The sequence below is a fragment of the Billgrantia antri genome, from assembly GCF_017868935.1.
Lineage (GTDB): Bacteria > Pseudomonadota > Gammaproteobacteria > Pseudomonadales > Halomonadaceae > Halomonas > Halomonas antri.
Map to the genome: position 1 here is coordinate 2,944,977 of NZ_CP053383.1, position 14,591 is coordinate 2,959,567.

A 14,591-nucleotide genomic window follows, 5' to 3' on the forward strand; every position below is an offset into this window, starting at 1 on the left:
AACCGTTGTCGGTCGAACTTCGCGCTGAAGGTCAAGCCATGATTGGCTGCGCGTAGGAGATCGGCGCCAGCTCGCGCTCGTTCTCGAAGGTGACGATCTCGTAGGCATCGGGCTGGGCCAGCAACGCCCGGCACAGCTGGTTGTTCAGGGCATGTCCCGACTTCACGCCGCGGAATTCGCCGATCAGGCTGTAGCCCAGCAGGTAGAGATCGCCAATGGCGTCGAGCACCTTGTGCTTGACGAACTCATCCTCGTAGCGCAAGCCCCCTTCGTTGACGATCCGATACTCGTCGACCACGATAGCGTTGTCGAGGCTGCCACCCAGTGCCAGATTGTTGGCACGCAGGTACTCGAGATCGCGCATGAAGCCGAAGGTCCTCGCGCGGGAGACTTCCTTGACGAAAGAAGTCGTGGAGAAATCCACTACGGCGGTCTGTTTCTGATCATCGAAGACCGGATGATCGAACTCGATGGCGAACGTCACCTTGAAGCCCTGGTGCGGCAGGAAGCGAGCCTCCTTGCCATCCTCCTTCACCACCACGTCACGCTTGATGCGGATGAACTTCTTGGGCGCTTCCTGCTCGGCGATGCCCGCCGACTGGATCAGGAACACGAACGGGCCGGCGCTCCCGTCCATGATCGGCACCTCGGGGGCGCTGAGATCGATGTAAGCGTTATCGATCCCCAGACCGGCCAGCGCGGACATGAGATGCTCGACGGTCGCGACCTTGACGTCACCTTGCGAGAGCGCGGTACACAGGGTGGTATCGGTGACCAGGGCGGCGCTGGCCGGTACCTGCACCTCGGGGTTCAGGTCCGTACGCACGAAAACGATGCCGGTGTTCACCGGAGCCGGACGCAGGGTCAGGTACACCTTCTTCCCGGAATGAAGGCCGACGCCGGTAGCGCGGATGATGTTTTGCAGGGTGCGTTGTCTGATCATGGGCAGTAGCCAGGCCGTTGTATGTTATCAAACACCGTTCACTATAACACCGAACGAGTGTTTCAACAAAAAAACATCTCCTGGCCCTGCCTATGCTCGCAATAGCCTATATCAATCGGCCTGACGGCGCAGGAAGGCCGGGATGTCGAGGTAGTCGTCCAGTTCCTGGGGCGAGCGGCGCTTCTCCGGCTGCGGCTTGACCGCCTCCTGAGGCTCGGCCTTGGGCACGGCGCTCTGCTGGCGCATGGCCGGCTGCGGCCGCTGGCGGTATTCGCTGCCTTCGTTGCGCTTGACGGTTTCGCGACCTGCCGCCTTGACCTGGCGCCCCTCGAGGCCGGCGGCAACCACGGTGACCCGCAGCTCGTCGGTCATATCCATATCGATCGAGGTCCCCACGACGATGGTGGCGTCCTGAGAGGCAAATTCCTGAACGGTGGCACCGACGTCGTTGAACTCGCCAATGGAGAGATCGGGGCCGGCCGTGATGTTGACCAGAATGCCACGCGCACCGTGCAGGTCGATATCTTCCAGCAACGGGCTGCGGATGGCCTTCTCGGCGGCTTCGCGGGCGCGATTCTCGCCGGTGGCCCCGCCGGTGCCCATCATCGCCATGCCCATCTCGGACATCACGGTGCGCACGTCGGCGAAGTCGACGTTGATGATGCCGGGGCTGGTGATCAGTTCGGCGATCCCCTGCACGGCCCCAAGCAACACATCGTTGGCTGCGCTGAAGGCGGTGAGCAGGCTGGCATTCTTGCCCAGTACCGAGAGCAGCTTCTCGTTGGGAATGGTGATCAGCGAGTCGACGTGCTCCGACAGCTCCCTCATTCCCTCCTCGGCCACGCGCATGCGCTTCGGGCCTTCGAACGGGAACGGACGGGTGACGACGGCCACGGTGAGAATGCCCAGTTCCTTGGCCACCTGGGCCACCACCGGTGCACCGCCGGTGCCCGTGCCGCCTCCCATGCCGGCCGTGATGAAGACCATGTCGGCGCCACTGATCAGCTCGGCGATGCGCTCGCGGTCCTCCATGGCGGCCTGGCGACCCACGTCGGGGTTGGCACCGGCACCCAGACCCTTGGTGATCTCGTTGCCAAGCTGGAGCACGGTCTTGGCGGCCACCCGCTTGAGCGCCTGGGCGTCCGTATTGGCGCAGATGAACTCGACGCCTTCGATATTGCTCTCGACCATGTGGTTGACGGCGTTGCCACCGCCGCCACCTACGCCGACGACCTTGATGACCGCACTGCTCGAGGGTGCGCTATCTACCAGTTCGAACATAAGCCCCGTCTCCTGGACCGCGCCGCGGCCCTATTAGAAATTTCCTTTCAACCAGCCTTTGAGTTTTGCCAGCGCTGGAATCCCTTCCCATCCTCCACGCTGGGAGACGTCTTCGCGCCTGGGTGGCGCTGCCACTACCCTGCCCTCACGGCCATGCCCTTGCCGAGCCTCCTGAAGAGCGTAATGTAGCAAACCTACACCGGTGGAATAAATCGGGTTGCGCACCACGTCGGAAAGCCCACGTACGTTATGCGGACAGGCGATGCGCACCGGCATGTGGAAGATCTCCTCGGCCAGTTCGACGACCCCTTCCATGCGCGAGGTGCCGCCGGTGAGCACCACGCCGGCTGCCACCAGGTCCTCGTACCCACTGCGCCGGAGCTCGTCGCGAATCAGGGTGAACAGCTCCTCGTAGCGCGGCTCCACCACTTCCGCCAGCGCCTGTCGCGACAGGTCGCGGGCAGGGCGGTCGCCGACGCTCGGCACCTTGATCATTTCGTCGCTGGCGGCCAGCTGTGTCAGCGCACAGGCATACTTGACCTTGATCTCCTCGGCATACTGAGTCGGGGTACGCAGCGCCATGGCAATGTCGTTGGTCACCTGGTCGCCGGCGATGGGAATCACCGCGGTGTGGCGAATGGCACCTTCGGTGAATACCGCGATATCGGTGGTCCCCCCCCCGATGTCGACCATGCAGACACCGAGTTCGCGCTCATCCTCGGTCAGTACCGCCATACTGGAAGCAAGTTGCTCGAGAATGATCGCATCCACCTCGAGGCCGCAACGTCGTACGCATTTGTCGATATTCTGCACCGCATTGAGCGCGGCGGTCACCAGATGAACGCGCGCCTCGAGACGCACCCCCGACATGCCGAGCGGTTCACGGATGCCGCCCTGGGTATCGATGGCAAACTCCTGGGGCAAGACATGTAGCACGCGCTGCCCCTCGGAGATGGCCCGCGCCCGCGCCGAATCGATGACGCGATCGATATCCGAAGGCATCACTTCGCGCTCTTTTATCGCGACCACACCATCCGAGTTCATCGAACTGATATGGCTGCCCGCCACGCCGACATACACCGAATGGATATCGCAGCCGGCCATCAACTCGGCCTCTTCCACGGCGCGCTGAATCGACTGCACCGTCGATTCGATGTTGATCACCACGCCCTTCTTCATGCCCCGCGAAGGGTGCGATCCGATCCCGGCAATCTCGATGCCGCCGTCATCGGTAGGCTGTCCGACGATGGCCACTACCTTGGACGTTCCGATATCCAGTCCGACTACCATATTAGATGAATTGGAAGTGACTGCCATGCGCCGGAGTGTCTCCTGAAACTTGGCCCGCTGGGTATCCCATTATTCTGATAAATGGTCATTGCGCCCATTATAGAAACAACTGGCGTTAAACCACCAGTCCATTACGAAAAACCTGGTTCACGATACGGGTTATTGGAGACAAAGAAAATAGCGCAATGCTGCAAGATGAGGTCTGCACGTGACAAAAGGTTTCAGCCCGTACCGTCGCCGCCCTCTTCGATTTCGGTTTCGCCATGCCAGGCCACGGCCACCCCGTTGGGATAGCGCAGGTCGATATAGCGAATATGCGCCGCCTGCGGACCCAGTTGGCGCTGCCATGCGGCGGCCAGTCGTGCCAGGCGAGCCTCACGGTCATTACGTCCCAACATCACCCATACGCGATCGTCGAGTTGAAAACGCCAGGCACCACGCGGCTCCAGTCGCAGTTGCGTAATACTCAGTCCCAAGGCCTCGAAACGTGGAATCAAGTGATCATGATATGCCAGCACTTCGGCGCCGCTGCCGACCGGCCCGGCCAGATCAGGCAGCCCTGCCGGCGGTTCCACCGGGGCGAAGGCAAACGGTTCGCCGTTCTGATTGAGCAGGTAGTCGTCGTTCCAGCGCGCCACCGGCACCTGCTCGACCAGCTCGAAGGCCAGGGTGTAAGGCCACTCGCGGGCCACGCGAACTTCGGCCAGCCAGTCGATATTGCGGGCGCGACGCCGCAGTGCCGGGAGGTCCGCCGAGAGCCAGGTCTGTCCCTGCAGCAGCGGTGCCAGCTGTGAACGCAGATAATCGGCGCTGACATGCTGCAGCTCTCCGCGGATAGTCACGCGCTCGATGGGGCGGTCGAGCCAGGTCCACAGGGCACGACCGCCCGCCCCCAGCAGAATCAGCAACAGCAGTATGCCTAGCGTCGGGCCGCGTGTGCTCATGCCTGACGCGGCTCCAGCGTGGCGGTGAGGATGCGCAGCACCAAGGTGTCGAAATCGATGCCGGCATGGGCAGCAGCCTGCGGCACCAGGCTGTGGTCGGTCATGCCCGGTGCCGTGTTGACCTCGATCAGCCAGAAGCGCCCGTCGCCATCGCGCATCACGTCGACTCGCCCCCAGCCTTCGCCGCCGACGGCCTCGAAGGCCTGACGGCACAGCGCACCCAGTGTTGCTTCCTGGGCGCTGTCCAGACCGCAGGGAAGGTGGTAGCGAGTATCGTTGGAGTTGTACTTGGCCTCGTAGTCGTAGAAGCCGCTGGGCACCTCGACGCGAATGGCCGGCAGTACTTTCTCGCCCAGCAATGACACCGTGTACTCCTCGCCGCGGATGAAGCGCTCGGCCATGACCCGGGCATCGAAGCGTGCCGCCTCGTGGTAGGCCGCCCTCAGCGCCTCCCGGCTGTCGACGATACTGATGCCCAGGGTCGAGCCCTCATGAACCGGTTTGACGATCAGCGGCAGCCCCAGCCGGGCGACGATGTCGTCCCAGTCGGCGTCGGCGTCCAGCATCAGCGACTCGGGCGTTGGCAGTCCCTGGGCTTGCCAGACGAGCTTGGTGCGCTGCTTGTCCATGCCCAGCGCCGAAGCCAGAACGCCGCTGCCGGTATAGGGAATCCCCAGCAGCTCCAGCGCCCCCTGCAGGGTACCGTCCTCGCCTCCACGGCCATGCAGGGCGATAAAGACACGATCGGGGGCGAGCGCCTCTAGTCCGACCAGGCCGCCGTCGGCTGGATCGTAGCCGATCACGTCGACACCGCTGCGCTCGAGCGCCGCCAGCACCGCGGCCCCGCTTCTGAGGGACACTTCACGCTCGGCAGAATTGCCGCCGTACAGCACTGCGACCCGCCCTAACTCACTCGCCTGCGTCATAGCTCCACCTCGTCGAGAATCAGCCGGCTCTCGGCCAGCCCGAGGGCGATACCGCCCACATCCCCCGCACCCTGAGTGATCAGGATATCGTCGTCACGCAGCACCTGGGTCAGCAGCGCCGGCAGTTCCGACTTGTGCTGCACGAAGATCGGGTCGAGCGTGCCACGCTGGCGGATCGAACCCGCCAGCGTCTTGCCATCGGCGCCCGGTATCGGCGCCTCGCCGGCACTGTATACGTCGAGCAGCAGCAGCACGTCGACCCCAGCGAGTACGCGCACGAAGTCCTCGTACAGGTCACGAGTGCGGGTATAGCGGTGGGGCTGATAGATCATTACCAGCCGACGCTGCGGCCAGCCGGCGCGCACCGCCTTGATGACCATTTCCACTTCTCGCGGGTGGTGTCCGTAATCGTCCACCAGCATGACCTCTCCGCTGCCTTTCGGCGGGGCGAAGTGGCCGTGCACCTGGAAGCGACGCCCCACGCCGGCGAAACTGGCTAGCCCGCGCAGGATGGCGGCGTCCTCGACGCCGGCGTCGGTGGCTACGGCAATCGCTGCCAGCGCATTGAGCGCATTGTGTCGCCCCGGCATGCTCAGGCGCACTTCCAGTGGAGCCAGCCCATCGGGACGCAGGGCGGTGAAGTGAATCTCTCCGGCCTGCTGGGCGAAATCTGCAATCCTATAGTCGGCGTCTTCGCTGAAGCCGTAGGTCACGAACTGGCGATGGACGCGATCGAGCAGGCCACGCACCTGCTCGTCGTCGATGCACAGGATAGCCAGGCCGTAGAAAGGCAGGTTGTGCAGGAATTCGATGAAGGTGCCCTTGAGCCGCTCGAAGTCGCCGCCGTAGGTGCTCATGTGGTCGGCATCGATGTTGGTGACAATCGACACCATGGGCTGCAAGTGGAGGAACGAAGCATCCGACTCGTCGGCTTCGGCCACCAGGTAATCGCCCTCGCCCAGCCGTGCATTGGCCCCGGCGCTGGTCAGCTTGCCGCCGATGACGAAGGTCGGATCGAGTCCTCCCTCGGCCAGCAGGGTCGCCGTCAGGCTAGTGGTTGTGGTCTTGCCGTGGGTACCGGCCACCGCGATGCCGTGACGAAAGCGCATCAGCTCGGCCAGCATTTCGGCGCGACGCACCACCGGCACGCGATGCTCCTGGGCCCAGCAAATCTCGGGGTTCGACGCGTCCACGGCAGTGGAAACCACGACCACGTCGGCACCGACCACGTTTTCCTCGGCGTGACCGATAGCCACGCGTATACCGTGTTCGCGCAACCGGATCACGACAGGCGACGCCTTCAGGTCGCTGCCGCTGACCCGATAGCCCTGGTTGGCAAGCACTTCGGCGATACCGCACATACCGGCACCGCCGATGCCCACGAAATGAATGTGCCGAATGCGGCGCATGCCGAGGCCACGTCCATGGCGTGGCAGCGTGGCCTGACCGGGAACCGGCCTCAGGGTGCTATCGCTCAAGTGCTGTCTCCATGCAACCGGCCACCAGGCGCTCGACGGCATCGGGGTGCGCGCAGCGTCGCGCCTGCCGGGCCATGGTGGCAAGAGTATCGGGATCGAGCAGTGTCGCCAGGCTTTCGCCCAGCGCCGCTGCGCTCATTTTATGCTGCGGCATCAGCCGGGCCGCGCCCGCTGCTACCAGGGCGCGGGCATTGGCGGTCTGGTGGTCGTCAACCGCATGGGGCAAGGGCACGAACAAGGCCGGCTTGGCCGCGGCGGCCACTTCGGCCACAGTCAGCGCCCCCGCGCGGCAGACTATGAGGTCGGCCCATGCATAGGCCTCGGCCATGTCATCGATGAAGTCGCTCACCTCGGCCTCGATGCCATGCTCCGCATAGCTCTCGCGAGTGGCCGCATCCTTGTCGCGGCCGGCCTGATGGCGCACCTCGGGGCGCTGCCCTTCGGGCAGCGTGGCCAGCGCTTCGGGCAGGCGCTGGTTGAGCGGCAGGGCTCCCAGCGATCCCCCGACCACCAGCAGCCGCAGGCTTCGTCCGCGCATCGCCGACGCCTCTCTCGGCATGCTACCAAGGGCCGCTATTTCCTCACGCACCGGGTTGCCGACCACCTCGGCCCGACTGTCGAAAGCCTGGGGGAATGCGCTGAAGACGCGCCTTGCCAATCGCGCCAGGGTACGATTGGTCATGCCTGCCACGGCGTTCTGTTCGTGAATGACCAAGGGCCGGCGCAGCAACCAGGCCGCCAGGCCGCCTGGGCCGCTGGCGAAACCGCCGAGGCCCACCACCAGCACCGGGTCCAGGCGGCGGATGATGCGCACCGCCTGCCATACGGCACGGGTCAGATTGAACGGTGCCTTGAGCCAGCCGACCAGACCGTTGCCGCGCAGGCCGGCCACCGAGATGCGATGCAGTGGCAGGTCGGCCGCCGGCACCAGGCGGTTCTCGATGCCTCGCGGACTCCCCAGCCAATGCACTTCCAGCGCCTCGGCCTGGAGCCCACGGGCCAGCGACAATGCCGGGATGACATGACCGCCGGTTCCTCCCGCCATGATCAGAACGCGGCGCGTTGTCGACTGCGTCACTTCATGACTCCCTGTCCAGTGGTCCTGGGTTCGCGTCGCCCTGCCGTTTCACGCGGCGCGGTGGGGCTGGCACGCCGTAGCGCCCGGCGGGTGTCGATGTCCACCCGAAGCAACAGGCCCACCATGGCGGAGCTCACCAGCAGGCTGGAGCCGCCGTAGCTGAGCAGCGGCAAGGTAAGTCCCTTGGTCGGTAGCATGCCGGTACTCACCGCAATATTGATGAAGGCCTGGGCGCCGATCACCATGGCGATGCCGTAGCTGGCATAGGCGGCAAAGGCCATTCCTGCCAGCTCGGCACGCCGCCCCACCGCCAGCGCCCGCCAGATCAGTAACGCAAATAGCCCCACCACGCCAATGGCACCGAACAGGCCGAGCTCCTCGGCCAGCACGGCAAAGACGAAGTCCGTGTGCGCCTCTGGCAGATAGAACAGCTTCTGCACGCTGTTGCCAAGCCCCATCCCCAGCCAGTGGCCGCGCCCGAAGGCGATCAGGGCCTGCGTCAACTGGTAGCCGCTGGCGAACTGATCGGCCCAGGGGTCGGAGAAACTGGTCAGGCGCGCCAGGCGATAGGGCTCGGAGATGGCCACATAGAACCCCAGCAGCCCTACGGCGATCAGAATGAAAACGAATCGCCCCCACGGCGCACCCGCCATCAGCAGCATGCCCATCACGCAGCTGGTCATTACCACTACCGCACCATAGTCGGGTTCGAAGATCAGCAGCACGGCAACCACGCCCATCACCATCAGCGGACGCAGAAATGCTCCCCAACGACGGCGCACCTCCGGCAGGAACCGCTCCAGGTAGCCGGCGAGATAAACGATCAGGCACAGCTTGGCCATTTCCGATATCTGCAAATTGAACGGCAGCAGGGGGATCGACAGCCAGCGTCGGCTGCCGTTGACCTCGCGTCCGATCAGCAGCACCAGCAACAGCAGAACGATGCTGACCAGCAGCAGCAACGGGCCGTTGGCCCTCCACCAGGCAAGCGGCGTGCGCAGCGCGGCGACAGCCGCCACCAGCGCCATGACGACGAACAGGGCATGGCGCTGGCTGAAGTACCAGGGGTTGCCGGTGAGACTGGCTGCCACTTCGGTCGAGGCCGAGGTGACCATGACCCAGCCGGTCAGCACCAGCGCCAGCGCCGCGAACAGCAGCCAGCCGTCAAAGGGTTGATCGCGCGTCGAGAGCCGCGCTCGTATCCGGCGCAGGCGAGCGAACCTGCTCGTGGACGCCGCCCTGGTCTTAGCCATGCTCGGCTTCCTCGGCGAAGCGTTGGACCTGCTGCCGAAATGCCTCGCCACGGGCAAGGTAGCTGGGAAACTGGTCGAGGCTGGCACAGGCTGGCGACAGCAGTACGCAGTCGCCCGGCTCGGCGATTGCCCGCGCACGCTGCATGGCGGCGTCGAGGTCGGCGACACGGCTGACTGCCACGCTGCCTTCCAAGGCGGCGGCAAGCTTGTGGGCGTCAGCGCCGAACAGGATCGCCTCACGACCGTAGCGAGCCATGGGCTCGGCCAGTGGCGCGAAGTTCGCACCCTTGCCCTGTCCACCTGCCAGCAGGACCAGCCGTCCCGAAAGGGTCGGCCCCAGGCCGGCCAGGGCGGCCAGGGTCGCACCGACATTGGTGCCCTTGGAGTCGTTGATCCAGCGCACGCCATCGATATCGGCGAGTACTTCGCTGCGATGAGCCAAGCCCTTGAACCGGCGCAGCACTTGGCACATGGACGCGAGCGAAAACCCGAGATGTTTGCCCATGGCCAGTGCCGCCAGGGCATTGGCCTGGTTGTGCCGCCCCGCCAGCCCCAACTCGGCGGCGGCTATCAGTGGCATGCTGCCGTGCATCAGCCACTCGCGCCCCTCGTGCGCTGCGATACCCCATTCCTGTGCCTGCGGAGGTCGTGTCGTGAAGCGCTCGATGGCAGGCAGCGGCTCCAGCGGCCAGGTCATGGCATCCTCGGCGTTGACCACGGCGTGCCGGGCACCGCGAAAGATTCTCAGTTTGGCGGCACGATACCCCGCCATGTCGCCATGTCGGTCGAGGTGATCCTGGGAAAGATTGAGAAAGGCTGCGCTCTCGGCTCCCAGGCAGGGAGTGGTCTCGAGCTGGAAACTGGAGAGTTCGAGGACGTAGAGTTCGGCCTCGGGCGATTCGGTCAACAGGTCGAGGGCCGGCGTCCCCAGATTTCCGCCGACGGCCACGCGCCGACCGGCGGCTTGCGCCATGTCGCCGAGCAGGGTGGTCACGGTGGACTTGGCATTGGAGCCGGTGATGGCCGCGATGGGTGCCCGCGCGGCACGCACGAAGAGTGCGATCTCGCCGACGACCAGCGGCTCACCGGTGGCACGCCGGCACTCAGCCATCTCGGCCAGTCCCGGCGTGAGCGGATCGACGCCGGGACTCAAGACGACCTCTTCGGCTTCGCTCATGTCGAGCGCAGTGAGCGGCCCGCAGTGAAGCGATACATCAGGGTGTGCGACACGGAAATCTTCGAGGCCTGGCGGTGCCTCGCGCGTATCGGCGACCATGAACGGGATGCCCTCACGCGCCAGGTACCGGCAAATGGCTCGACCCGATATGCCGAGCCCGACCACCAATGTCTCCCCCTTCGCCACCTTGGGCATTTCAGCCTCCTCGCTCAGTGGGGTCGGTGCCACCCGACTCAGCGGACCTTCAACGTGGCAAGGCCGACCAATACCAGGACCACGGTGATGATCCAGAAGCGCACGATGACACGCGGCTCCGGCCAGCCCTTGAGTTCGTAGTGGTGATGCAGTGGCGCCATGCGGAAGATGCGTCGTCCGGTCAGCTTGTAGGAACCGACCTGCAGGATCACCGAGACTGTCTCCATGACGAAGATGCCCCCCATGACGAAGAGCACGATCTCCTGGCGTACGATGACGGCGACCACCCCCAGCGCCGCACCCAGCGCCAGCGCACCGACGTCGCCCATGAAAACCTGTGCCGGATAGGTATTGAACCACAGGAAACCGAGGCCGGCCCCGGCGATGGTGGCACAGAACACCGCCAGCTCACCGGCCCCGACAATGTTGGGAATCTGCAGGTAACTGGCAAACACGGCGTTGCCGCTGGCATAGGCAAAGACCGCCAGCCCCATGGCGACCATGACGGTAGGCATGATGGCCAGGCCGTCAAGGCCATCGGTGAGGTTCACGGCGTTGGAGCTGCCCACGATGACCAGGTAGGTGAGCACGATGTAGAACACGCCCAGCGGCAGCACGACATCCTTGAACAGCGGTACGATCAGGCTGGTCTCCACCGGGCTGGTAGCCGTCAGGTAGAGCATCAGCGCCGTCCCCAGACCGATGACCGACTGCCAGAAGTACTTCCAGCGCGCCGGCAGGCCACGCGGGTTCTTCTCGACGACCTTGCGGTAGTCGTCGACCCAGCCGATCGCCCCGAACCCCAGCGTTACCACCAGCACGATCCACACGAAGCGGTTGCTCAGGTCGGCCCACAACAGCGTGCCGACGGCAATCGACATCAGAATCATGGCGCCGCCCATGGTCGGCGTACCGGCCTTGGACAAGTGCGACTGCGGGCCGTCGTCGCGAACCGCCTGGCCGATCTGCCGCTCGACGAGGCGGCGGATCATCCAGGGTCCCAACCACAGGCATAACAGCAGGGCTGTCATGGTACCCAGGATCATGCGCAGGGTCAGATAGTTGAAAACGTTGAAGGCGCTCTGGTACTGCGCCAGGAATTCAGCCAGAAAAAGCAGCATGAGTTGCGTTCACCTTGATGCGTCAGCTCGTAGCGCCGCCACTACCCGCTCCATGCCGGCACTGCGAGACCCCTTGATCAGCACGCTGGCATTCGGGGGCAGATGGTCCAGGACGTAGCGCGTCAGCGCCGCATGATCGTTGAAATGATACCCGCCATCGCCGAAAGCCTGGCTCGCGGGGAGTGCCGGATCGCCACAGGTCATCAGCACGTCGATTCCCAGCTCCCTGGCGTGGCGGCCAACTTCCGCGTGCAGCCGGTCCGACTCCGTTCCCAGCTCGCCCATGGCACCCAGCAGGCACCACCTGGGACCAGGCAGTTCGGCCAGAAGCCCTAGCACGGCCTTGACCGCCCCCGGATTGGCATTGTAACTATCATCCAGCAGACGGCACTCGCGAATGCCCGCCAGCGGGCTCAGCCGCCCCGGCATCGGCATCGCCGCCGCCAGACCGGCCAGCACTCGCTCGCTCTCCAGCCCCAGCGCCAGCGCTCCCGCCGCGGCTGCGAGGGCATTGGCGACGCTATGGCGTCCGAGCAGAGCAAGCTGCACCCGCCCTACTCGTCGACCCTCCACGACAAGCGTGAAAGCATAGCGCCCCATGACGTCACAGGCCAGCTCGGTGGCCCGTACGCGGCTCGCCTCGGCAAAACCGAAGTCCAGCACTTCCCGCGGTGCGGCCAGTTGGGCCCAGAGGGGGAAATAAGCTTCGTCGCGGTTGAGCACCGCCACCCCGTCGCGACCAAGACCGCTGAGGATCTCGGCCTTGGCCTGGGCGATCTGGCCCATGCCGCCGAATTCACCGACATGGGCACCGGTCACATTCGTGATGATGGCCACCTGCGGTTCGGCCAGGCCGGCGGTCCAGGCAATCTCGCCGAGGTGATTGGCCCCCAGCTCGACCACTGCCTGACGGTGCTCGTCGGTAAGCCCCAGCAGGGTCAAGGGTGCGCCGATATCGTTGTTGAGATTGCCCTGCGTGGCCAGGGTCTTGCCGCGCTGGCCGAACAATTGGGCCAACAGCTCCTTGACGCTGGTCTTGCCGCTATTGCCCGTCACCGCCACCAGCGGACCACCCCAGGCACGGCGCCGGGCACGCCCGAGCAGCCCCAGCGCCAGTCGGGTATCCGGCACTACCAGCTGCGGCAGCGGGTCATCGACGCGGCGCTCGACCAAGGCGGCACCGGCACCCGCCTCGCGTGCCTGGGCGATGAAGTCGTGCGCGTCGAAGCGCACTCCGCGCAGGGCCACGAACAGGCTGCCTGGCGTTAGCCGACGGGTGTCACTGACGATATCCCCCAAGGCCACATCATGGCCCGGCCCGACCACGCCCAGCGCCTCGGCAACGCCGATCAGGCTCTGCAGACCGACTCCCTTCATTGTCTTTCCTCACGGCGCAGCAGGGCGGCCTCGGCTTCGACGAGATCGCTGAAGGCGTGGCGCACCCCGGCGATCTCCTGATAAGGCTCGTGCCCCTTGCCGGCGATCAGCACCACATCGTCGTCGCCGGCCTGGTCCAGGGTGCGGGCAATGGCCTCGCTGCGCCCCGCAATGCTCTCGGTGCGCGGTCTGGCCTCGTCCGATACCCCGGCGAGGATCTGCTCGCGTATTCGCGCCGGATCCTCGCTTCTGGGATTGTCGTCGGTGATTACCAGCCTGTCGGCATGACGCTCGGCAACCGCCGCCATCTGCGGACGCTTGCCGCTGTCACGGTCGCCGCCACAGCCAAACAGGCACCATAATCGACCCTCGCCGGGGAGATGCTCGCGCAGCGCCAACAGCGCATTCTCCAGCGCCTCGGGAGTATGTGCGTAGTCGACGATCACGGCCGGCCGGCCTTGTCGCTTCACCCGCTGCATGCGCCCCGGTACGGGAGTCAATCGCGGGGCTGCCTCGAACAGCGCATCGAGCGATTCGCCCAGGCCATGCAGGGTGGCGATGGCGAGCAGGACATTGTCGAGGTTGAACCGGCCCATCAGCGGCAGCTCAAGCGAACGCTCTCCCTGCGGCGTCGCCACCAGTGCCAATTGGCCGTCGCGGCTGGGCCGCCAGTCGATCACCCGTAGCGTCGCCGCCGTATCGTCGCCGACCGCCAGCACTCGCACCCCTTCCGGCAAGCCTGCCAGCATCAGTCGGGCCAGCGGGTCATCGGCGTTAACCACCGCGAGCGCCAGCTCGGAACGGCGAAACAGTCTCGCCTTGGCGGCGGCGTAGGCCGCCATGCTGCCGTGATAGTCCAGGTGATCACGACTAAGATTGGTGAATACCGCCGCGGTGACTCGACAGCCGTCGAGGCGCCCCTGCTCCAGGGCATGGGAGGAGACTTCCATGGCCACCCGATCGATGCCGCCCGAGGCCATTTCGCCGAGCGCTGCCTGCAGCGTCAAGGGACCCGGCGTGGTCAGCCCCGAGTCCTCGAGCTGCCCGGGCCGTCCCACCCCGAGCGTCCCGATGAGACCCGCCTGGCGCCCCAGCGCCCCGCTCAACTCGGCAATGTAATGGGTAACGGAGCTCTTGCCATTGGTCCCGGTCACGCCGATCAACGTCAGCGCTTCGGGCACCTCGAAGAGCAAGCGCCCCAGCTCGCCCAGGCGCTGACGCAGGAACGGCAGACCGAGGACCGGCTGATCCCGTGCCGCGTCGGGCAGCGTCTCGTCCGGCTCGAGGTGGTAGAGCACCTGAGCGGCTCCCGACGCCAGTGCCTCGGCCAGATGGGAGCGGCCGTCGCCGGCCACCCCGGGCACGGCGATGAAAATGTCGCCCGGGACGACCCGCCGGCTGTCGAGCACCAGGCGAAGCGGAGTCGCGTCGGCAAATTCCGGCATCGTCAGGCCGGGCCAGCAGCGCCGCAGCGCCGCCTGGAGACGGAGGGTATTTACCTGCATCGACACACCTTTGTCATGGAAAC

General features: G+C 65.3%; 12 protein-coding genes. All 12 read right to left on the reverse strand.

Going from position 1 to position 14,591, the window contains the following annotated elements; genetic code table 11:
* Positions 1 to 31 precede the first annotated feature (31 nt).
* The 12 genes from lpxC to HNO53_RS13715 all read right to left on the reverse strand — a co-directional run bounded on the left by lpxC (position 32) and on the right by HNO53_RS13715 (position 14,568).
* Positions 32 to 943 carry a UDP-3-O-acyl-N-acetylglucosamine deacetylase gene (lpxC, locus tag HNO53_RS13660; RefSeq protein ID WP_209472944.1) on the reverse strand — a complete coding sequence of 304 codons (912 nt, stop codon included), beginning with the start codon at positions 941 to 943 and terminating at the stop codon, positions 32 to 34.
* A 111-nt stretch (positions 944 to 1,054) separates the two neighbouring features.
* The gene (gene ftsZ / locus HNO53_RS13665) at positions 1,055 to 2,224 is read right to left on the reverse strand and encodes a cell division protein FtsZ (protein WP_209472946.1); all 1,170 of its coding nucleotides are present in this window, start codon (positions 2,222 to 2,224) and stop codon (positions 1,055 to 1,057) included.
* A gap of 33 nt (positions 2,225 to 2,257) precedes the next feature.
* On the reverse strand, positions 2,258 to 3,541 hold the full coding sequence (ftsA, locus tag HNO53_RS13670) for a cell division protein FtsA (RefSeq protein ID WP_209472948.1): 1,284 nt from the start codon (positions 3,539 to 3,541) through the stop codon (positions 2,258 to 2,260).
* A 194-nt stretch (positions 3,542 to 3,735) separates the two neighbouring features.
* Positions 3,736 to 4,458 carry a cell division protein FtsQ/DivIB gene (locus HNO53_RS13675; protein WP_209472950.1) on the reverse strand — a complete coding sequence of 241 codons (723 nt, stop codon included), beginning with the start codon at positions 4,456 to 4,458 and terminating at the stop codon, positions 3,736 to 3,738.
* Complete coding sequence (locus HNO53_RS13680) at positions 4,455 to 5,384, reverse strand: D-alanine--D-alanine ligase (protein WP_209472952.1); 930 nt, start codon at positions 5,382 to 5,384, stop codon at positions 4,455 to 4,457. The genes HNO53_RS13675 and HNO53_RS13680 overlap by 4 nt, the downstream gene beginning before the upstream one ends.
* Positions 5,381 to 6,793, reverse strand: coding sequence for a UDP-N-acetylmuramate--L-alanine ligase (gene murC, locus HNO53_RS13685; RefSeq protein WP_209478646.1), 1,413 nt, complete (start codon positions 6,791 to 6,793; stop codon positions 5,381 to 5,383). Before murC ends, HNO53_RS13680 begins: the two co-directional genes overlap by 4 nt.
* A 58-nt stretch (positions 6,794 to 6,851) precedes the next feature.
* Entirely contained in the window at positions 6,852 to 7,940 is a 1,089-nt protein-coding gene (murG, locus tag HNO53_RS13690) for an undecaprenyldiphospho-muramoylpentapeptide beta-N-acetylglucosaminyltransferase (protein ID WP_209472954.1), read from the reverse strand.
* Positions 7,937 to 9,193, reverse strand: coding sequence for a putative lipid II flippase FtsW (ftsW, locus tag HNO53_RS13695; protein ID WP_209472956.1), 1,257 nt, complete (start codon positions 9,191 to 9,193; stop codon positions 7,937 to 7,939). Before ftsW ends, murG begins: the two co-directional genes overlap by 4 nt.
* Positions 9,186 to 10,565 (reverse strand): UDP-N-acetylmuramoyl-L-alanine--D-glutamate ligase, encoded by a 1,380-nt coding sequence (gene murD, locus HNO53_RS13700; protein ID WP_209472958.1) that lies wholly within the window; start codon positions 10,563 to 10,565, stop codon positions 9,186 to 9,188. The genes ftsW and murD overlap by 8 nt, the downstream gene beginning before the upstream one ends.
* 38 nt (positions 10,566 to 10,603) lie before the next feature.
* The gene (gene mraY, locus HNO53_RS13705; protein WP_209472960.1) at positions 10,604 to 11,686 is read right to left on the reverse strand and encodes a phospho-N-acetylmuramoyl-pentapeptide-transferase; all 1,083 of its coding nucleotides are present in this window, start codon (positions 11,684 to 11,686) and stop codon (positions 10,604 to 10,606) included.
* Between the two features lie 9 nt (positions 11,687 to 11,695).
* Positions 11,696 to 13,063, reverse strand: coding sequence for a UDP-N-acetylmuramoyl-tripeptide--D-alanyl-D-alanine ligase (locus HNO53_RS13710; RefSeq protein ID WP_209472962.1), 1,368 nt, complete (start codon positions 13,061 to 13,063; stop codon positions 11,696 to 11,698).
* On the reverse strand, positions 13,060 to 14,568 hold the full coding sequence (locus HNO53_RS13715) for a UDP-N-acetylmuramoyl-L-alanyl-D-glutamate--2,6-diaminopimelate ligase (RefSeq protein ID WP_209472964.1): 1,509 nt from the start codon (positions 14,566 to 14,568) through the stop codon (positions 13,060 to 13,062). The genes HNO53_RS13710 and HNO53_RS13715 overlap by 4 nt, the downstream gene beginning before the upstream one ends.
* Between the last annotated feature and the right edge of the window lie 23 nt (positions 14,569 to 14,591).

Excerpts from the sequence above, each read along its gene's own strand:
- murD (WP_209472958.1), bottom strand. The coding sequence starts at position 10,565 with ATGCCCAAGGTGGCGAAGGGGGAGACATTGGTGGTCGGGCTCGGCATA.
- mraY (WP_209472960.1), bottom strand. The coding sequence starts at position 11,686 with ATGCTGCTTTTTCTGGCTGAATTCCTGGCGCAGTACCAGAGCGCCTTC.
- ftsA (WP_209472948.1), bottom strand. The coding sequence starts at position 3,541 with ATGGCAGTCACTTCCAATTCATCTAATATGGTAGTCGGACTGGATATC.
- murC (WP_209478646.1), bottom strand. The coding sequence starts at position 6,793 with ATGCGCCGCATTCGGCACATTCATTTCGTGGGCATCGGCGGTGCCGGT.
- HNO53_RS13715 (WP_209472964.1), bottom strand. The coding sequence starts at position 14,568 with ATGCAGGTAAATACCCTCCGTCTCCAGGCGGCGCTGCGGCGCTGCTGG.
- ftsZ (WP_209472946.1), bottom strand. The coding sequence starts at position 2,224 with ATGTTCGAACTGGTAGATAGCGCACCCTCGAGCAGTGCGGTCATCAAG.
- HNO53_RS13680 (WP_209472952.1), bottom strand. The coding sequence starts at position 5,384 with ATGACGCAGGCGAGTGAGTTAGGGCGGGTCGCAGTGCTGTACGGCGGC.
- lpxC (WP_209472944.1), bottom strand. The coding sequence starts at position 943 with ATGATCAGACAACGCACCCTGCAAAACATCATCCGCGCTACCGGCGTC.
- ftsW (WP_209472956.1), bottom strand. The coding sequence starts at position 9,193 with ATGGCTAAGACCAGGGCGGCGTCCACGAGCAGGTTCGCTCGCCTGCGC.
- HNO53_RS13710 (WP_209472962.1), bottom strand. The coding sequence starts at position 13,063 with ATGAAGGGAGTCGGTCTGCAGAGCCTGATCGGCGTTGCCGAGGCGCTG.
- HNO53_RS13675 (WP_209472950.1), bottom strand. The coding sequence starts at position 4,458 with ATGAGCACACGCGGCCCGACGCTAGGCATACTGCTGTTGCTGATTCTG.